Genomic DNA, 20,335 nt, shown 5'->3' with positions numbered 1-20,335 from the left:
AAGCATTTCAACCCAATATTGGGAAGTTTACCTAATACCTTTCCATACCCTTAAGTTATACCCTATGTTTGTGGGACCATAGCATAAGTAGGTTAAGTTCATGGTAAGATTTGGGGAAAAAGGTAGGACATTGTCCTACCTTTTTATTTTTACACTATTCCGCCCCCTATCCAGATTGTCCATAAAACATTACAAAAAAGCATTTCAACCCAATATTGGGAAGTTTACCTAATACCTTTCCATACCCTTAAGTTATACCCTATGTTTGTGGGACCATAGCATAAGTAGGTTAAGTTCATGGTAAGATTTGGGGAAAAAAGGTAGGGCGTTGCCCTGCCTTTTTTATTTCCATTAGCCCAGGAATTAACAGGTTTAAACTTACTTTAGGTAAATTAAAACCCACATTGGGAGAATAAAAGAAATCTAAAATTTGCTAAAATTCCTTTTTTATTTCCCACAAACCCAGTATTTTAGTCTCGCCATAGCATAAGTAGGTTAAGTTTATGGTAAGATTTGGGACGAAAAGGGTGGAGGCTTCTCCGCCCTTTTCTATTTTTTAGACAATAAAAAAGCCCTTTAAGTCAGGGACTTAAAGGGCTTTTTTTACAAGATTGTCTTTTATTTATGGGTAGCATAAAGCGCTGCAACCTTTTCCCAATTGATTACATTGAAAAAAGCGTTTATATAATCAGGCCTTCTATTTTGATAATTTAAATAATAGGCATGCTCCCAAACATCCAAGCCAAGAATAGGAAAACCTTCACATCCTGTATTTGGCATAAGTGGGTTATCTTGATTAGGTGTGGAACACACCTCCAATTTTCCACCTTTATGTACACATAGCCAAGCCCATCCAGAACCAAAGCGGGTACCTGCTGCCTTACTGAATTTATCCTTGAAAGCTTCGAAAGAACCAAAGGCATCATTAATGGCGCTGGCCAATTCACCTGAAGGTTCCCCACCTCCATTTGGGGACATTACTTCCCAAAACAGGGAATGGTTATAAAAACCACCTCCGTTGTTACGTACTGCACCGTTATCCATATCCAAATTGGTCAAAATGTCTTCAATTGATTTCTTATCCAAATCGGTTCCGGCGATCGCGGCATTTAGATTATTGGTATACCCATTGTGATGTTTTGTGTGGTGTATTTCCATTGTCCTAGCATCAATATGTGGTTCCAAAGCATCGTATGCATAAGGTAATTTAGGTAATTCAAAAGCCATAATTATAGTTTTTAAGTTAGAAAATATGTTGACCAAATTTACATTTTTTAACAGACTAATTCAGCCAATAAATTGTTAAGAACAATTATAGATTATGTAATTTGCAGAATAAAAATCCGTGTTAGGACATTCCTTTAAAATATACAATGCATCGGCAGGTTCGGGAAAAACCCATACCCTAACCAAGGAATATCTCAAAATTGTACTTTCCTCGGACCGTTCGTTCAGCCAAATCCTGGCCGTTACCTTTACCAATAAGGCGGTCAACGAGATGAAGGAGCGAATCCTAAAAAGCCTTTTCGAATTTTCAATAACCCAATCCCATAACGACGCTTCCGTAATGTTCAATGACCTAAGCGAAGAATTGGGACTTGATTTTGAAACCCTGAGACAAAAGGCCAAAACAACCCTGAAGCTCATTCTTCATAATTATGGCTTTTTCGATATATCGACCATTGATAAATTCAACCATAGGCTGATAAGAACATTTGCAAGGGACCTTAAGATCGCCCAGAATTTTGAGGTTGTCCTTGATACTGACCTATTACTGTTTGAAGCGGTCGACAATCTTTTGGAAAAAGTGGGACAGGATGAAGCCTTGACCCGGGTATTGATGGAGTTTGCCCTGGACAAGATCGATGAGGACAAAAGCTGGGATATCTCCTTTGATCTGTATAAAATTGGAAAACTTCTTTTTAACGAGACCAATTTTGGGCACCTCGATCTTTTGAAGCCAAAAGAAATCCATGATTTTATCACACTTAGGAAAATCATTCAAAAAAGAATCAAAAAGTTCAAAAGCGACTTAGTTGCGGGTGCTGATGAATCCTTGACCTTGATGCAAGAGAATGGACTGGTCCATGGGAATTTCAAATCCGGTTATTTTCCCAAGTTCATGGTAAAAATCGCAAATGGGGATCTTAATCTGGATTTTGGTGCTGGATGGAAACAAAACTTCGAAACCGAACCCCTGTACATAAAATCCTGCCCAGAAAACATTAAAGCCATCATTGATGGGCTACACCCTAGATTCAGTACAATTTTCGCCAAAATCAAGGAAACCTTCAATCAAGCACAGTTCTTGACCAATATTCATCAAAATTTAGTGCCCCTAACGGTTTTGAATGCCATACAAAAAGAAGTGAAATCGCTACAAGAAGAAAGGAGCCAACTATCGATATCTGAATTCAACACCTTAATTTCAAACGAGATAAAGAACCAACCTGCCCCGTTTATCTATGAACGTTTGGGCGAAAAGTACCGTCATTATCTCATCGATGAATTTCAGGACACTTCCGAATTACAGTGGAACAACCTCGTTCCCCTGGTGGGCAATGCCCTGGAAAGTGAAGATGACCAAGGAGGCAAAGGCTCCCTATTTTTGGTCGGTGACGCCAAACAGGCCATTTATAGATGGCGGGGGGGCAATGCGGAACAATTCCTCAATTTAGTCAATGAGCATACCAATCCCTTTGTCATACCCCCAAAAACCTATAATCTTCCTTCAAATTATCGAAGTCATGAGGAGGTCATAAATTTCAACAATGACTTTTTCACAGTGACCAGTCCGTTGCTCAATAATCAACTTTATAAGGAATTATTTGAACAGGGAAACCAACAGAAAACCAACACGAAAAAAGGGGGGTGCGTACAGATTACCTTTCTTGAGGAAGCCGAGGAACAGGACTTGGATTTGCTGTATTGCGACGAAGTACTTCGTACTATTGACAAAGTAAGGGCAGAGGGCTTTTCTTTCAATGATATTTCGATCTTGGTCCGGGACAACAAACATGGGTATATCCTGGCCGATTATTTGACCGAAAACAAGGTTCCGGTTATTTCCCCAGATTCCTTATTGATCGCCAATGACCGTAAGGTGCGGTTTTTAATCGATCTTTTACATTTCAGTAGCCAAGCAGACGATATGGAGGCCAGTTATAATATTCTGTATTACCTGGTGGGCGAACGCAAGGACGAACATTCACTGATCAGTGGTAACCTCCATAATCTTGAGGGTTTCCTGGAAGATGAATACAATTTCAGGTTTTCGGAAATTAAGAATATGTCTGTATATGACGGGTTGGAACTCGCCATCAAAAAATTCGACCTTATAAAAGGTTCCGATGCCTATCTTACTTTTTTATTGGATATTGTTCTGGAGGTAGAGCAGAAGGAGGGCACCGGAATTGTTACTTTCCTGTCTTATTGGGATAAGAAAAAGGACAAACACAGTATTGCGGCGCCCAACAATTTGAATGCCGTCAAGATCATGAGCATTCATAAATCAAAAGGTCTTGAATTCCCCATCGTTATCTTCCCCTATGCCAATTCAAACATCTATAAGGAAATAGACCCCAAATTATGGCTTGCTGTTGACCAAGACCAATATAACGGATTTAAAGAGGTATTGATCAACAAGAAAAAAGAAGTCGTTGATTACAATGAAAATGCCGCAATAGCCTACGAGGAAGAACAGCACATGCTAGAGTTGGATGCCTTCAATATATTATATGTAGCGTTGACCAGGGCAGAAAGGGCGTTGTTCATCATCTCATTAAAAGATGCCAAGGCGATACAATCGTCTAGAAAGACCCATTATTCGGATGTCTTTATAGATTACCTAAAGAACAAACAACTTTGGAACGACTCGGAAACCAGATATTCTTTTGGAAGTCTGGAAAACCATACCCCTTCCTCAAAGAACGAAACAATGGAGAAATCAGTCCCTTATCAGTATACCAATAAGGAAAATCCCAGTTTCAAGATAATGACAAATGCAGGAATGCTTTGGGATACGGCGCAGGAAGAGGCCATTATACAGGGGAACATCATACATTATATTTTGGGTTTGATTGAAGTAGCGGAAGATGTTATACCCGTTTTTGAAAAATTGGAACGCAAAGGAATGATTGACAGCAAGGAGGCACCTTCGCTAAAAAGCAAAATAATGACCGTTATTGCACATGATGCCTTAAAGCAATACTTTATGAAGGGAAAAACCATTATGAATGAACAGGAAATCATTACTGAAAAAGGTGAAATGGTACGCCCTGATCGCTTGGTCCTCTCAGGCAACAGCGCTACGATTATCGATTACAAGACCGGAAAGCAGAGCAACAGGTATAAAAATCAATTGAATATGTATGCCCAGGTCTTGGAACGCATGGGCCATACCGTTGAAAATAAGATAATCGTCTATATAAATAAGGATGTAACCATCGAATATGTTTAAAAACAACGAATTATGTACGGAGAAATAAAAAAATATCTAGCTGACGAATTGAAATCAATAAAAGATGACGGACTTTATAAAAGTGAAAGGATCATAACATCACCCCAAGCAGCCGTAATCAAATTGTCAAACGGCGAAGAGGTAATCAATTTCTGCGCCAACAACTATCTGGGACTTTCCTCCCACCCAGATGTCATACAAGCAGCCAAGGACACCTTGGACACCCATGGTTTTGGAATGTCATCGGTTCGGTTTATATGTGGCACCCAGGATATCCATAAAAAACTTGAAAAGAAAATTGCGGAATTCTATGAAACCGAAGACACCATACTATATGCGGCTGCCTTCGATGCCAATGGCGGTGTCTTTGAACCCTTATTGGGCCCTGAGGATGCAATTATCTCAGATTCCCTCAACCACGCATCGATAATAGATGGTGTTCGCTTGTGCAAAGCAAAACGATATCGTTATGCCAATAGTGATATGGCCGATTTGGAGGCCCAATTGCAACAGACCCAAAAAGACAAGGTTCGGTTCAAGATCATTGTTACCGATGGGGTGTTCTCTATGGATGGACTATTGGCTCCCTTGGATAAAATATGTGACTTGGCCGATAAATATGATGCCTTGGTCATGGTAGATGAGTGCCATGCCGCTGGTTTCATCGGGAAGCATGGCAAGGGCACTTTGGAGGAAAAAGGGGTAATGGGCCGGGTAGATATCATTACAGGCACCCTCGGAAAAGCCCTCGGGGGAGCCATGGGTGGTTACACTACAGGGAAAAAAGAAATCATAGAAATCCTAAGACAGCGATCCAGACCATATCTATTTTCCAATTCCCTAGCACCATCAATCGTAGGGGCTTCTTTAAAGGTATTTGAAATGCTTGCCAAGGATACCTCGTTACGCGATAAGCTACAATCGAATACGGAATACTTCAAAAAAGGGCTGAAAGAAGCAGGATTTGATATTATAGATGGCGATTCGGCCATAGTACCGGTGATGTTATACGATGCCAAATTATCACAACGAATGGCCGATTTACTTCTTGAAGAGGGTATTTATGTCATCGGATTTTATTATCCGGTAGTCCCCAAGGGCAAGGCACGGATCCGTGTTCAACTATCCGCCGCACATGAAATTGATCATTTAAATAAGGCCATAAAAGCTTTCATCAAGGTAGGGCAACAACTAAATATCGTTTAAATGCGTTATTTTATCTATTAAAAACGTTAAAAAAAATAGGAATTTATTTTTGTTAATAATATTTAACAACTTACATTTGCAGCTAATAAACACTTAAACTTAAAATTTTGAACATGAAACATCTTAGCAAATTATTGGTTGTTGCCCTACTTTTTGTAGGAGTTAACAACTTACAAGCGCAAGACGAGAATAACCCTTGGCAGATTAGTTTTGGGGTGAATGCCGTTGATGTGTATCCTACTGGTGACTTCCCAGGCAGTTCTTTCGGGAATGAATACTTTAATGCGACTGACCATTGGAACATTCTTCCGTCTATTTCTTACGTTGGTGTATCTAAATCTGTAGGAGATGGTTTCTCTGTAGGTGCTAGAGGTTCTTTAAATAAAATCGACAAATGGGGTGATAATGATGTTGATGATTTATCATACTACTCTATTGATGGTACGATTAAATATAACATTTTGAAAAACACGGTTATCGATCCTTTCGTAGAAATCGGTGGTGGTTATACTTGGATTGATGAAATCGGTGCTGGTACTGCAAACGGTGGAATAGGTGTTAATATCTGGTTTACAGAAAACATCGGTCTTACTTTACAGACTCAATACAAACATGCTTTCGAAGATTATCTTGCTCCTCACATGCAACACTTAGCAGGTATCTCTGTTAAATTTGGTGGAACTGATACTGACGGTGACGGTGTTTATGACAAAGATGATGCTTGTCCAGAAGTTGCTGGTCTTGAAGCTTTCAACGGATGTCCTGATGCTGACGGCGATGGTATCGAAGATAGCAAGGATGCTTGTCCTAACGCTGCCGGTTCTAAAGAAATGAACGGTTGTCCTGATACTGATGGTGACGGTGTAGCTGATAAAGATGATGCTTGTCCTAACGAAGCTGGTGTAGCTGCTCTTGCTGGTTGTCCTGATGCTGACGGTGACGGTGTAGCTGATAAAGATGATGCTTGTCCTAACGAAGCTGGTCCTGCTGAAAACAAAGGTTGTCCTTGGACTGACAAAGATAACGACGGTGTATTGGATAAAGATGATAAATGTCCAGAAGTAGCAGGTACTGTTGCTAACCAAGGTTGTCCTGAAGTTACTGAAGAAGTTCAAAAACAATTGAACGACTATGCAAGAACTATCTTGTTCGACACTGGTAAATCTTCTATCAAAGCTGAATCTACTTCAGTAATGGTTGACATTATCCAAATCTTGAAAGAATACCCAACAGCTAAATTTACTGTTGAAGGTCATACTGATAGTGTTGGTAGTGCTAAATTGAACCAAAGCCTTTCTGAATCTAGAGCTCTTTCTGTTAAAGAATTCTTAGTAGATAAAGGAATTGAAGAATTCAGATTGTCTGCCATCGGTTATGGTGAAGACAAGCCAATCGCTACAAATAATACCAGAAGCGGTAGAGCTCAAAACAGAAGAGTTGAAATCAACTTGGTTAAGTAATTCTTCTATAAACATTATTTCAAAAATTATTTTGGAAAGCCCTGACGATATCGTCAGGGCTTTTTTTATTTTTGGCTATGCAAAGTTTTCTAGAACAGGTTTTATCAACAATATACAAGGACCAAGGTTCTTTTGAAAATACGATTTTTGTTCTTCCCAGTAAGAGGGCCGGTTCATACTTAAAGAAAGGCATTGCGAAAATCACGCAGCAGCCCATATTCGCACCGGTCATCTATAGCATCGAAGAATTTGTTTCAGAGATATCAGGCCTATCCACCGCAACAAATACACAGCAACTTTTTGAATTATACTACGCTTACTTGGAGCAACCGGAAAAGGACCAGGATAGTTTTCTTGATTTCTCTAAATGGGGACAAACCCTTTTACAGGATTTCAATGAAATCGATAGATACCTTATTGATGAAAAGTCACTCTTTTCAAACTTATCGGCCATACAGGAAATAAACCATTGGTATCTCGCTGCGGAAAAAACCAAAATGGTGCAAGACTATGTCAATTTCTGGAATACACTCGACCAGCTTTATCACTCCTTCAATAAAAGATTACTCAAAAAAGATATTGGACATCAAGGTCTCGTATATCGAAAAGCTAATGAAAAATTAGAGGAATATATCCTCGCACAAAAACATAAGCGTCATATTTTTATTGGTTTTAACGCCCTGAATACAGCCGAAAGCACTATAATACAAAGTATATTACAAACCGGTAATGCCGATATTTTTTGGGATTTGGATTCCTATTTCCTGAAAGACCAAATACACGATGCCGGATATTTTATACGAAATCATCAAAAAACATGGCCTTATTTAGAACTACACACCCTTAAAGGCATAAGTGACTCTTTTATCCAGGAGAAAAAGATTGAGGTCATCGGGGTACCGAAGAATATCTCCCAAACCAAGTATATTGGCTCGCTATTGAAGGAAATGGCTTTGAATACAAATGGCAAGCTAGCCAGTACGGCAGTTGTACTAAATGACGAGTCATTACTGAATCCTTTACTGAATTCAATACCCAAAGAAATTGAAAAAGTCAATATTACAATGGGTTTCCCTTTGGACAAGACTTCTTTTAAAAATTTCTTTAACCAATTCTTTGATCTTTACGTACATAAACAACCCCATGGCTGGTACTACCAAAATATTTTGTCATTCCTTTCCGACCCGTACACCCATTTATTGTTAAATGATGATCATATTGCTATATCCGAGGTTTTAGTACAAGAAATAACAACACACAATCTCTCTTTCTTAACCCGACACCAGTTGTTATCCCTTATAAAATTTGATTCCTCTTTTTTGGGTACCTTGTTTTACGAGCCTATTCCTTCCCCCAAAGGTTTTATACAGCATTGCCTCGAAATTACGGCACTATTAAAGACCAAGCTTCAAAACAACAACAATTCTCTGGCATTGGAAGAATTGTACCGTTTTTATGGCATCTTTAATCAAATAGCCATAATACTCGAAGAGCATGAGTTCATAACCGACCTAAAATCGTTACAAACCCTTTTCCAGGAATTGGTATCCATGGAAACCCTTGATTTTAAGGGCGACCCAATTGAAGGATTACAGATTATGGGAATGCTCGAGAGCAGAAACCTCGACTTTGAAACCGTCATACTCTCTTCTGTCAATGAGGGTATCCTTCCCGCTGGAAAATCGAACAACTCATTCATTCCCTTCGATTTAAAAAGAAATTTTGGTCTTCCCACATTTAAAGAAAAGGACGCGGTCTACACCTATCATTTTTATCGCCTATTACAGCGTGCCAAACACATTTACCTCATTTACAACACAGAACCTGATGTATTGGAAGGTGGTGAAAGAAGCCGACTTATCACACAACTATTAACCGATGAAAATATTAAAAACAACATTACCGAATATGTTGCCGTACCAGATATAAAAGTGGAACCTGAAAAGGAAATCCGTATTCAAAAGGATCAAGCGTTACTGCAGCTTATCCAAGGGCATGCCCTAAAAGGTTTCTCCCCCTCTTCGCTCAGTAACTATATCAGAAACCCCTTGGATTTTTACAAACAGAACCTTCTAAAGATCAATGACCTGCCCGAAGTTGAGGAAACGGTAGCCGCCAATACTTTTGGTACGATTATCCACGACACTTTGGAGGATCTTTATACACCCCTGATCGGTAAATTTTTGGATAAGGAGCTTCTGACCAACATGAAAGGCCAAATAGAAGGCTTGGTACAGCACCATTTCGCAAAGTCCTATGCCGCTATTGAAGTGCTACGTGGCAAGAACCTTATCGCATACAACGTAATTCTCAAATACATACAGTCTTTTCTCGACTATGAGATCCGCGAAAGCGAAAAACACGCAATCAAAATCCTTGGGCTGGAGCAAAAAATGGAAATCGCACTGGATTTTCCAGAAGTCGGCTTCCCTGTTCACCTCAAAGGCAAATTGGATCGCATAGACGAAATTGATGGTAGGTTACGCATCATCGACTATAAATCCGGAAAAGTACTGCCCAATCAAGTTGAACTATTCGACTGGACCATACTTACCGAAGATTATAAATACAGTAAGGCCTTCCAATTGTTATGCTATGCCCTGATGTATACCAAAGGGAAAAAAGACTACGAGATTGAGGCTGGCATCATTTCCTTTAAGAACCTTAGCGCCGGTTTATTGAATTTCGCGGTCAAATCCAGTAAAAACAGCAGATCCGATAAAAACGTTGCCATTACCCCAGACACTCTTTCCGATTTCACCAAGGAACTACAACGGTTGATCCTCGAAATTTGCAATCCCAACATCCCCTTTATCGAAAAAGAAGTATGACATTACTTTTTGTCTGGCCTTGTCGGTCTTACCTCTATTTTACTTGGTAGCGTACGTGGATGCATTTTTAATAGATCCAATACCAATTTACCAATATCCTCAGGCTGTATTTTCCACGCATCCTTTTCGGAAGGTTCATTATTGTTAAAATGGGTAGCCACGGATCCTGGCATTATGGTGGAGACCTTTATATCATACTGACGTAGATCGAGCATTGCAGCTTGTGTAAAGCCCACAACACCGAACTTCGTTGCATTGTAACCTGCCCCATTGGCAAAGAAATTCGTTCCTGCCAAACTCGCCAAGGTTATATAATACCCTTTGGACTCCTTTAACGCTTCCACAGAGGCTTTTAAGGTGTGGAAAACACCGGATAAGTTGGTATTGATCATACTGTTCCACTGTTCCTCCGACATCTCGTCTATGGGCGCAAAATGCCCTACGCCCGCATTGGCCAAAACAACATCCAATTGTCCCCATGTATCCAAAATTTCCTTTACAGCACGCTGTTCATCCCCAAGTTGGGACACATCCGATTGTAAGGCAAGAACATTATTCCCTTGATCCAATTGTTTAGCTGCGGATTCAACTGTTTCCCTATTTCTACCACTAATGGCCACTTTCATTCCCGCATCCAACAATGTTTTTGCCACGCTGAACCCTATTCCTTTGGAACCTCCCGTGATATAAGCTACTTTTCCTCTTAAATTTGACATATTTTTGTTTTTTTATTAGAACCCATTAAAGAAAACGAATATACTATTTTGATACTTGAACAAAAAGTATTTCCTTTGACGTCTTAAAGCCATGGGGGATTAGCTCAGCTGGCTAGAGCGCTTGCCTGGCAGGCAAGAGGTCACCGGTTCGACTCCGGTATTCTCCACCAATAAACACTAGGCTTCAAGAGTTTTTAACTTTTGAAGCCTTTTTTATTTGCACGCAAATCCAGTTTTGGATTAAGATTGGTATGATTTGATACAAATCGGTCTATTTTAATACTTCTTCACCGTTTAAAATTTTTTTTTTGAAAAAGCATCTCCAGTTAAAGGTTGCTTTAACTTCAATAATAGATAAAGGAAAATAAGTCCCATAAAAGGTCAATTAACGAAATTATTAAAAGAGACCAGGTTTGGGATACTCTAGAAAAAGTATTAACTATTACAAAAGCTGCCCTATAAAACGGCCGTTTTGAAAAACCATTGCCCTAATTCTAATTGCTTCGGAAAGCATTAATTCGTAAATCCTAAAATCTATCCAATTGTACCATGATAATTTTACAGACTTAGTTTTAAGAAAAGTTCATGCGTACCGTTGTTGGTATTGTTTAAAGAGGAAGATAGCGGTGCTTCATAGGCATACCCAATATCAAAACTGTTAGCTAGATTAAAAAGAAAAAAACCGGCAAAACCTTCATCGAGTCTGTATGCAACCCCGAATTCTATTATTTCATTATAACGCAAAGCGGTTGTCAAATCTATAGATACTGGTGCGCTTTCTACGTAGCGTATCATAGAAGAAGGCTTAAATATCAACTTTTCGTTGAGTTCAATATCATAGGCACCCATAAGGTACATATGCAATTTATTCCTTCCCAACCGTGCTGCACCACCATCTTGCTCTAACCTTCGCGGCTTTAAGATTTTTGGTGCTGAAAAGGATATGGAGAATTTTCGGCTTTGAAAGTAAATACCCGCACCAATATTGGGAGTTATTCCTCCATCTATATCCATCAACGAAGGGTCCGGTTGTATGCCGAAGGTCATGAGTCCGGCAGTATTGGCGTTATATGAATTAGCGGATGCCTTCAATCCAAAATAGATATTAGTGTCACTGTCCAATTGCAATTTATAGGAGAAGTCAACAGCTATGGAAGTCTGTGTTTCAATAAAAGTTTTATCATTAATAATGCTTACCCCCAAACCAACGTTTCTTCCCAAAAAGGTGCTGGCAAGAAAGCTCTGTGTTTCCGGTGCACCTGCAACGCCGGACCATTGGCTGCGCACATTGGCACCGAATTCGGTTTTTTCCTCCGCACCTGCATAGGCGGGATTCACAAAATTCATGTTGTACCTGTAGAAGATATAGTTGGGATCCTGTTGGGCCATGAGGCTCCCCGAAACAAAGAATATAAATAATATGAGATAGGTGCTGTTAATTTTCATTTTGTTTATCGTTCAGTTTAATTAATAGTTGATGAATATCCATCCATCCATGGGTGTCGAACCATTTCTGAAGTCTATGACATAATAGTAAGATCCCGCAGGTAGGTTTTCCGATTTGGAACCGTATCTGCCAGTCCAATCATTCCTGTAACCAACAGCCTTGAATACCTCATGCCCGTATCTATTGTAGACCGTAACCATGGCGTTTTGATGGTTTTCTATGCCCTGTATAAACCAGGTGTCATTGATTCCATCTCCATTTGGCGTAAATGCCTGTGCTGCTATAATGGATCGTTCCAAACCAATATTGGTGTCATTATCATTTTGATCTGCATTTGCCCCTATGCCGTCACCGTCTAGGTCTACACTTTCATCTGGATCGTTAGGGAAGGCATCCTCCTCATCGGGAACACCGTCACCATCACTATCCGGCCTGTCGTCATCCGTATCATTGGCATCGTTGATACCATCACCGTCCGTATCGGTTCCGTTGTCTACAATGCCATCACCGTTCGCATCGGCATCGGCATTATCCCCGATACCGTCACCATCGGTATCTACACTCTCGTTCGGGTCGTTAGGGAAGGCATCTTCCACATCGGGAATGCCGTCCCCGTCGCTGTCAGGGCGGTCATCGTTCGTATCGTTGTCATCGTTGATACCATCTCCATCGGTATCGGTTCCATTGTCCACGGTTCCATCACCGTCAACATCGGCATCGGCGTTATCCCCGATTCCATCGTTATCCGTATCCACACTTTCATCTGGATTGTTAGGGAATGCATCGTCTGCATCAGGTACGCCGTCTCCATCACTGTCCAACCTATTATCTGTGGCATCTACATTATCACCAACACCATCACCATCGGTGTCGGTGTCCTCGGAATCATCCAATGGGAAATCGTCATCGGTGTCCAGCGTACCATCGTTATCATCATCGGTATCGCATACATTACCCTGTCCATCAAAATCCGTGTCTAACTGGTCTGCGTTTGATACTGACACGCAATTATCCGAAGGGTCAAGAACCCCATCACCATCCGTATCAACATCGTCATCGGTCAATTTAATGGCAACCGTTTGGTCTGTCAGGTCATCGAAAGTATCATCGGAACCGGCATCGTTAACGGTCAAGGTAATGGTCGCTGAATCATTGCGATCTATAGCGTCATCGACCCCTGTTACTGTTATGGTCTGTGCGGTATCCCAATTCGCAGATGTAAAGGTAAGTTGTGCCAAGGACACCGTAGCCTCATTAGTATCATCACTGGAGATATCGAGAACCACATCACTAGTAGGTTGTGCATCCAATACAACTGTAAAGGAGCCTGTACCGGCAGCTTCATCAATGGTCAGTGCGGCTTTGCTTAGGATATAATCAGCCAAAGCATTAACTGTTACAGATACTCCTGAACTATTTGGACAAGTACCTGCCGTGGTATATGTTACTGTGTATGTTCCTGGCGTACTTGTGGAAACATCTATTGCTCCTGTTGAAGCGTTGAAACTCAATCCTGCTGTTGAACTAAATGCTCCACCTGCTAAACCAGTAATTGTTGGTGTTGGGTCTGAAGCATCTACAAAATAGGCAGAAGAACTATAAGCAAAACTTGCATTGTCTAAAGCATTAATTGTAACAGATACTCCTGAACTATTTGGACAAGTTCCTACTGTTGTATAAGTAACAGAATATGTTCCTGGCGTACTTGTGGAAACATCTATTGCTCCTGTTGAAGCGTTGATAATCAATCCTACTGTAGAACTAAATGTTCCTCCTGCCAATCCTGCAATGGTTGGCGTTGGATCTGAAGCATCTACACAATAAGCAGCTGAAGAATAACTAAATGAAGCATCGTCTAATGCATTAATTGTTACAGATACTCCTGAACTATTTGGACAAGTTCCTGCTGTGGTATACGTTGCTGTGTATGTTCCTGGCGTACTTGCTGAAACATCAATAGCTCCTGTTGAAGCGTTGATACTCAATCCTGTTGTAGAACTAAATGTCCCACCTGCTAAACCAGTAATTGTTGGTGTTGGGTCTGAAGCATCTGCACAATAAGCAGCTGAAGAATAACTAAATGAAGCATCGTCAACATCATTAACTGTTACAGTTCGAGTAGCAGCATCGTTTGAACATCCACCTGTTGCTGTTAGTTCGTACGTAATAGTAGCCGTACCTGCAGCAACGCCTGTTATTTCTCCGTTTACATCCACTGTTGCAACGTCTGTATCGTCAGAAGTCCAAGTTCCTCCTGCATCGCCATCGCTTACAAAAGTTGTTGTTCCCGCAATACAGATTGCTTGATTTCCTGAAAGCGCACCTGCGTCTACAGTTTCACATGTACGATAAAGTGCAAATTTACCACCTGATGTTAAAACAGGTGTAAAGTTCACAGTATTTAAATCAACCGGAGCCCTATTATTTGCAGAACCTCCTACTAGAGTATTTAAACTGGTGCTATTAGCATCGGATCCACTGTATAATTTAGATATTCCATTTGCAGCGGTAACGGCTCCATTTGAACTCACCACAATATCTCCACCTGTTGATGTTGGTGCAGCAGTACTTTTACCAGCATTTAAAACAATTGCACCAGTATAACCTGTTACACTATTAGATGAAGAACCAGAAGTAACTGGCTCGGTTAAATTAATATTCCCAGCTAATGTTTCTATTAATACAGTTCCTGTAGAAGTAAAACCATCCTCGCCATTTACAGTTCCAATAGTTAAATTACCACTTGCATCCACAAAATTTACGCTACCAATTGGGGTAACATCGTTACCACCTGCAATGGTTACTATATTATTTGAGGTATTGGTTAAAGTAAAAGTACCCGTTCCATTTAAACTTAATCCATTTGCTGTAATAGCTGCCGATTGAGTTACAGCTCCTGTAGATGTTAAGTTGATATCATCATCCGTTGCTGTTAAAGCTGAAGATATTGTAATATCTCCTCCATAAACTGAAATAGGTCCAGCAATAGTTTGAGCTTGGTTTATTGAAATATTGGAAGTATTAGTAGTTTTACCTATTCTTAAAGAAGTTGCTGAACTAACAATGTTATATTCATCTGATAGCGTAAAAGCTGATGCAAAATTAGATCCCGTAGGTCCTTCAAATACCACATCCCCTATACTCTCAAATTTAATTACACCAAGTGTTGCTCTTTCGATGGTTTCCAAAGACCCTGTTTTAACGTTAATATCTCCTGTGTTTGAATCTCCAATCTCAATGGATGATGCAATATCCTGTCCCCTTAACACTAAACCTTTAGTAATTGCCAAATCTGTACTAATTCCCTCCATGGTTATATCTCCTCCATCTGTGGTTAAACCTGCAAAGCTGTTTGTCCCTATTTGAATAAGTAATCCAAGTGCTTCACCTGATTGTAAAGCGGCATTGCTAGCATTACCTAATAGCTGGATATTCCCAGATGTAGAACTTATAGTAACTTCATCTCCATCTGCACAAACAATAGCTAAACCATGTGACCAAGAAAAACCATTTGAAGCCTCTGATATTCCCTCTAAATTAATATTTCCAGTTGTTGAACTAAGTGTAACATTTCCAGAAGCACTACCTGTAGCAATTGTAGTACCTAGCCATAAACCTGCAGACTTAAAAGGGTCTCCTATTCTTTTTCCATAAACCTCTAAATCACCTTCACCAGTTGTAATCGTAGAATTAACTACCATTACGCCTGCTGTTGAGGTATTCACAGAGTTATTTTGTCCTTTAATACGTAAATTCCCTCCATCTGTATTAATAGTTGAACCGACTATTGTTACACCATGGGTATTGTCAGTACTCGTTAATGCATAAGAAGTAGGAACTGTTAAACTATTTAAAGTTTCAGAAGCACTACCGCCTCCAACATAAAAATGTCCGCCACTAGTTGTTACATTACCCAATAAACCAACTCTGCCATCATCAGATCCGTCACTATCAGACCATAATAAAATACTTCCTGCATTAGTTTGAAGTGTTTTATTAGCTGCTAGTGTAACATTACCTGATCCTTTTAATAAAATATCCTCATTGGCAGCGGTTGATGTAAGATTTTCATTTACGGTAATGTCCCCGCTGTAAACTGAAATTGGTCCTGCAATAGTTGTTGTACCGGCAATGGTTACATTAGCATCGGTTGTGCCGTCTGCACTGGTAGCTGATTTGCCAATCGTCAAACCAGAAATAGCCGCATCTAGGGACAGATCTGCAGTTGTGAAAGAAACCGCACTGGCAAAATCATCTCCAAGTGGCTCTAAAGTAACAGCCCCTGAAGTTTCAACGACAGTATTATTAGCGAAAGCAAATTTATCAGCTTTAAATATAACATCACTGCTACTTGCCGTGAGCGTACCTTTCCCAATCTTTGCGCCAGATATAAATGGCCCAGTGTAATTTGCATTATTGGTATTTAAGGTTTGATCTTCAATCGTAATCGTGCCCATGGCAGATTGAAAACTTCCGCCTAGTGAAAAGCCTCTAGCATTTGTTCTGGCAATGGTTGACTTACCAACCATGAGCAGATTTCCATTTTCAGTCTCGATAGTACCTGCAATAGCTACAGCCCAAGCATTTCTACTGCTATTGGGTGTTGGATTTGCAGGAGCATCGGCCATATCGCCGGTAATGGAAATGGTGCCTGCACCATTGGTCTTGACACTCGTATTGAGCCCGTATTGACCGCCGATATTGGTTGTCCATATCAACCCATTAAATGTATTTCCTGCATTACCACGTATAGTAATATCTCCGCCATCAGCTGTGCCACTCGCATTTAGCGTGGCTCCAAAAACTCCTATTGCATAGAAGTAATCTGAAAAGGCATCACCAAGTCCTGCATCATAACTTGCAAAACCTGTGAGCGGATCCGTACCGCCACTTAAAATGATATCGCCTCCATTGGTGGTGATAGCTGTAGAGGTGCTGGGTGAAAAATCGGTACCAATCCGAATACCGCCCAAACGATTTGCATCAGCATCAGCTTTAAAAATTACATCGCCACCGTCTGTTGTAATACTTTTGTTTTGGGCCAGCGTTATATTACCTGTAGCATTCAGCTTTACATCACCAGCTAAAGCGCCACCTGTTGTATTGAGGTTTTCATTAACGGTAATGTCTCCGCTGTAAACTGAAATTGGTCCTGCAATAGTTGTTGTACCGCTAATTGTTGTATTAGCAGTATTTCCAGATTTCCCAAGCGTTAATCCACTTATTCCTCCAGTATAGGTTAGAAAAGTGGTGTTGAGCGTAGAAGAAAATGATGTACCGAAGGGTTCAATAGCTAAGGTTCCACTGGTAGAAAAATTTAATGCTCCTGCCGCGGTAACATCGTCCGAGATAAACTGAATATTTGAACTGGAACTTGGAACAGCAGTACTTGCTTTTCCCCCTATAGTTGCACTGGATATATTATTTTGAACATTGATGCCTTCCTCCCCTAAATTAACTAGGATGTTTCCTGATGTTCCTAAAACATTAAGTACACCTAAACGGTCTGATGAAAGTCCCAATCTCAACCCCGTTGAAGTTCCCCCACCTAAGCTCACTAAGGAAATTCCACCCGTATTTGATGATACGATATTCATCGTTCCTTCAACGGTCATACCAAAATTACTTGTTGAATTTAGAGCTATATCAATAGCAGAAGCTGCCGTTGAGGTACTTGTCAAAGTCAATGAACTATTAGGAATTGAAGAACTATGAAGAGAAACGCCCATTCCTCGTCCTGTAGTTGCTCCTGTTCCGCCCTTTAAGGTTATTGTTCCAGACCCCGCGTTGATGTCATTCACGGCGAAGGTGAGTATTCCATTATGTGTTGAAGTTCCTGCTCCGGCTATATATACATTACCTCCAGAGGTATTGATCGATGCTTCTTCCAAATAAATTCCCGAAAATGCGGCAGAACCAACCGGGGGCTGAATCGAGGTACCAGAAACTGCATACCCATCGCCCACAGTAAGGCCATTCCATGTTGTATTAGCGGATCCTCCACCTGCCCAAAAATGACCACCTGATGTTGTTATTGAAGATTGATTTCTTATTAAAACCGAACCATTAGAAGCCTCTCCATCACTATTGGCCCAAAAAACCACATTACCATTTTCAGTAATAATAGTTTTACTGGCAGCCAAAGTAATATTTCCACTTGCTTTTAGGAGAATGTCACCATTACTAACACTTGATGTATTTATATCTTCATTTACGCTAATATCACTACCATAAATCGAAACAGGTCCAGCAATAGTTTGAACAGAACTGATTGTTATAATATCCGTATTAGTTTCTTTACCTAAAGTTAAACCACCTATTCCGTTAGCATCTTGATCAATTTCAATCCAATTTGTTTCCAGGTTCTGACCGAAAGCAGCATCATTTGATTCCAAAGTAAAAGCTCCTGTTCCATTTATCCATGGTTTTGTAGCTGTACTTGCTGTACTCCATAAAAAGATTTCAGATCGCAGTGTTAAATCACCTGTGCCTGCATTAAAAGTTAAATAATCAATATCTAATGTTCCTGTAGCATTCGCATCTGCATCTGCATTAACAATTATATTACCGTTTGCACTTGTAATGTTTCTTCGTGTAGTTGTACCCGATGAAAAACCATTGTTAGCAGATAATGTAATATCACCTGCTGTGGTTGATGTGATGTCTTGATTTACTGTGATTGCATTGGCATAAGCCGTAATGGATCCAGCAATTGTTATTGCTGAAGCAAAAGTAATGTTGGCTGTGTTTGTAGTTTTACCATAAGTAAAACCGCTTAAAGTGCTTCCAAAATTCCAATCATCGTCGAAGGTTAAAGTTCCAGCATTACCCGATCTAACATAACTAAATGCATCGTCCGACGGCTGAATAGTTAAAGTACCTGTAGATCTAATAGCAATAGAGCCCGATCCTGCATGATTGCTGCGTTGGTAAATAGAATTCCCCTCGATTAAAATATTTCCAGAATAGGCATTTACACCATCAAAACCAATACGTATAGCGTTTGTGGTATTAGTTGAAGCAAACCGTATGGAATTAGAGTACTGTCCGTCACTTTCTCGTGTATTCGAGCCTTTAATTTCAATAGCACCTGTTTGTGATACAATGGCAGTGTTACTCCCTGAAATTACTACACCCTCTTTATCATTTATAGTTGCATTAAATTGTGCCGCCCCATTAATGGCGATATTTCCGGAAACCGATGAAATTATTGTACTAAAAGCGCCGCTACTTGTAATACGAGTTGCACTTCTCCAACTATTTCCATTGGTAGTTTGGTCTGCACCTGTTCCATTGATGGTTATACTTCCTGTGGTGCTAGTTATAGCTACATTCCCTGTAGCTGCATCAATACTAGTAGCGCTACCATTGGTATATCTGCCAGTTAAAGATCCGTTAAGAGATATGTTTCCCGCTTGGGAAGAAATCGTATAATCATCTATTCGAATTCCATAATTTATACCGTTATCATCACCAGTTTCCCACGAACGTGCAGCTAAATATATGTTACCACCCTCGGTAGATAAGCTTCCGCCAATCATTGATAAAGCGGATACGTCATCAGCCCAAATTCTCGCGTCACTTGTACCTACGGTTAAGCCATTCCAAGTCGTGTTGGTATTGCCTCCGCCAAGCCAAAAATGACCTCCTTTTGTTACAATTGTAGTTCCGTTTAAAACAACGCTACCAAAATCTGGGGAAGTTGGAAACATTCCTGACCTAAATACTAAATTTAACGCTGCTGTAGCAGATGTAATACTTACTCCAGAATTAACTGTAATGTTGTTAGCAATGTTAAATATTAAACTTCTGGTGACAGCTCCTGTATAGGAAATATTGGCACTAACTATAAGACTTCTTTCTTGGGAAGCTTGCCCGGGAAGTACAACAGTTAAATCTCCTATATTATTTAGATGATTAACAACTACTGATGCATTTACATTCGCCGTACCCGATGCTGCTACATTAAGTGTATTCCCTGATATACTCCAGTTTGTACCAGAGGTTCCTGTGTCTCCAGAAGACGAAATGGTCAGGTTTTGGGCAATTGATAATTGGGGTAAGCCAAAGGCAAACGCCAAAAGAAGTGTCCATCTTGTAATTGTTGTGTAGATTTTTGATGTCATAATCATATAAATTAGGTTAGCAGGTTTAATGAATTTGAGATTTAAAAAAAAATCAAATAATGCATTTTATCGGACAAAAATAGAACCACT

General features: G+C 40.1%; 8 protein-coding genes and 1 tRNA gene. 5 read left to right on the top strand and 4 right to left on the bottom strand.

Annotated elements, in window-relative coordinates; genetic code table 11:
- Nucleotides 1-618: 618 nt before the first annotated feature.
- Nucleotides 619-1,227, bottom strand: coding sequence for a superoxide dismutase (locus HPE56_RS19240; protein ID WP_223170380.1), 609 nt, complete (start codon nt 1,225-1,227; stop codon nt 619-621).
- Between the two features lie 118 nt (nt 1,228-1,345).
- On the opposite strand from HPE56_RS19240, the gene HPE56_RS20605 reads away from it, so the two are divergent.
- The 4 genes from HPE56_RS20605 to HPE56_RS19220 all read left to right on the top strand — a co-directional run bounded on the left by HPE56_RS20605 (nt 1,346) and on the right by HPE56_RS19220 (nt 9,956).
- Nucleotides 1,346-4,459 carry a UvrD-helicase domain-containing protein gene (locus tag HPE56_RS20605; RefSeq protein ID WP_188245369.1) on the top strand — a complete coding sequence of 1,038 codons (3,114 nt, stop codon included), beginning with the start codon at nt 1,346-1,348 and terminating at the stop codon, nt 4,457-4,459.
- 12 nt (nt 4,460-4,471) lie between these two features.
- A complete protein-coding gene (gene kbl, locus HPE56_RS19230; protein ID WP_188245368.1) occupies nt 4,472-5,665 on the top strand; it encodes a glycine C-acetyltransferase in 1,194 nt (397 codons plus the stop codon).
- Between the two features lie 113 nt (nt 5,666-5,778).
- Nucleotides 5,779-7,125 (top strand): OmpA family protein, encoded by a 1,347-nt coding sequence (locus HPE56_RS19225; protein WP_188245367.1) that lies wholly within the window; start codon nt 5,779-5,781, stop codon nt 7,123-7,125.
- Nucleotides 7,126-7,202: 77 nt separating this feature from the next.
- Nucleotides 7,203-9,956 carry a PD-(D/E)XK nuclease family protein gene (locus tag HPE56_RS19220; protein ID WP_188245366.1) on the top strand — a complete coding sequence of 918 codons (2,754 nt, stop codon included), beginning with the start codon at nt 7,203-7,205 and terminating at the stop codon, nt 9,954-9,956.
- A 2-nt stretch (nt 9,957-9,958) separates the two neighbouring features.
- Here the strand turns inward: HPE56_RS19220 and HPE56_RS19215 are convergent, their stop codons facing one another.
- Nucleotides 9,959-10,672 (bottom strand): SDR family oxidoreductase, encoded by a 714-nt coding sequence (locus tag HPE56_RS19215; RefSeq protein WP_188245365.1) that lies wholly within the window; start codon nt 10,670-10,672, stop codon nt 9,959-9,961.
- A gap of 93 nt (nt 10,673-10,765) precedes the next feature.
- Here HPE56_RS19215 and HPE56_RS19210 point away from each other — a divergent pair.
- A tRNA-Ala gene (locus tag HPE56_RS19210) sits at nt 10,766-10,842 on the top strand.
- A gap of 388 nt (nt 10,843-11,230) precedes the next feature.
- On the opposite strand, the gene HPE56_RS19205 is transcribed toward HPE56_RS19210, so the two are convergent.
- Complete coding sequence (locus tag HPE56_RS19205) at nt 11,231-12,118, bottom strand: PorP/SprF family type IX secretion system membrane protein (RefSeq protein ID WP_188245364.1); 888 nt, start codon at nt 12,116-12,118, stop codon at nt 11,231-11,233.
- A 21-nt stretch (nt 12,119-12,139) separates the two neighbouring features.
- Complete coding sequence (locus HPE56_RS19200) at nt 12,140-20,245, bottom strand: T9SS type B sorting domain-containing protein (protein WP_188245363.1); 8,106 nt, start codon at nt 20,243-20,245, stop codon at nt 12,140-12,142.
- Nucleotides 20,246-20,335 lie beyond the last annotated feature (90 nt).

This window comes from Maribacter aquimaris, assembly GCF_014596745.1.
In the GTDB taxonomy this organism is placed as follows: domain Bacteria; phylum Bacteroidota; class Bacteroidia; order Flavobacteriales; family Flavobacteriaceae; genus Maribacter_A; species Maribacter_A aquimaris.
The sequence above is the reverse complement of the archived record's forward strand: the minus strand, read 5'-3'. Positions and strand labels throughout refer to the sequence as shown.

What these genes read in the sequence shown, in the direction of transcription:
- HPE56_RS19205 (WP_188245364.1), bottom strand. Translation starts at nt 12,118, where the DNA reads ATGAAAATTAACAGCACCTATCTCATATTATTTATATTCTTTGTTTCG.
- HPE56_RS19200 (WP_188245363.1), bottom strand. Translation starts at nt 20,245, where the DNA reads ATGACATCAAAAATCTACACAACAATTACAAGATGGACACTTCTTTTG.
- HPE56_RS19225 (WP_188245367.1), top strand. Translation starts at nt 5,779, where the DNA reads ATGAAACATCTTAGCAAATTATTGGTTGTTGCCCTACTTTTTGTAGGA.
- HPE56_RS19220 (WP_188245366.1), top strand. Translation starts at nt 7,203, where the DNA reads ATGCAAAGTTTTCTAGAACAGGTTTTATCAACAATATACAAGGACCAA.
- HPE56_RS19215 (WP_188245365.1), bottom strand. Translation starts at nt 10,672, where the DNA reads ATGTCAAATTTAAGAGGAAAAGTAGCTTATATCACGGGAGGTTCCAAA.
- HPE56_RS19240 (WP_223170380.1), bottom strand. Translation starts at nt 1,227, where the DNA reads ATGGCTTTTGAATTACCTAAATTACCTTATGCATACGATGCTTTGGAA.
- kbl (WP_188245368.1), top strand. Translation starts at nt 4,472, where the DNA reads ATGTACGGAGAAATAAAAAAATATCTAGCTGACGAATTGAAATCAATA.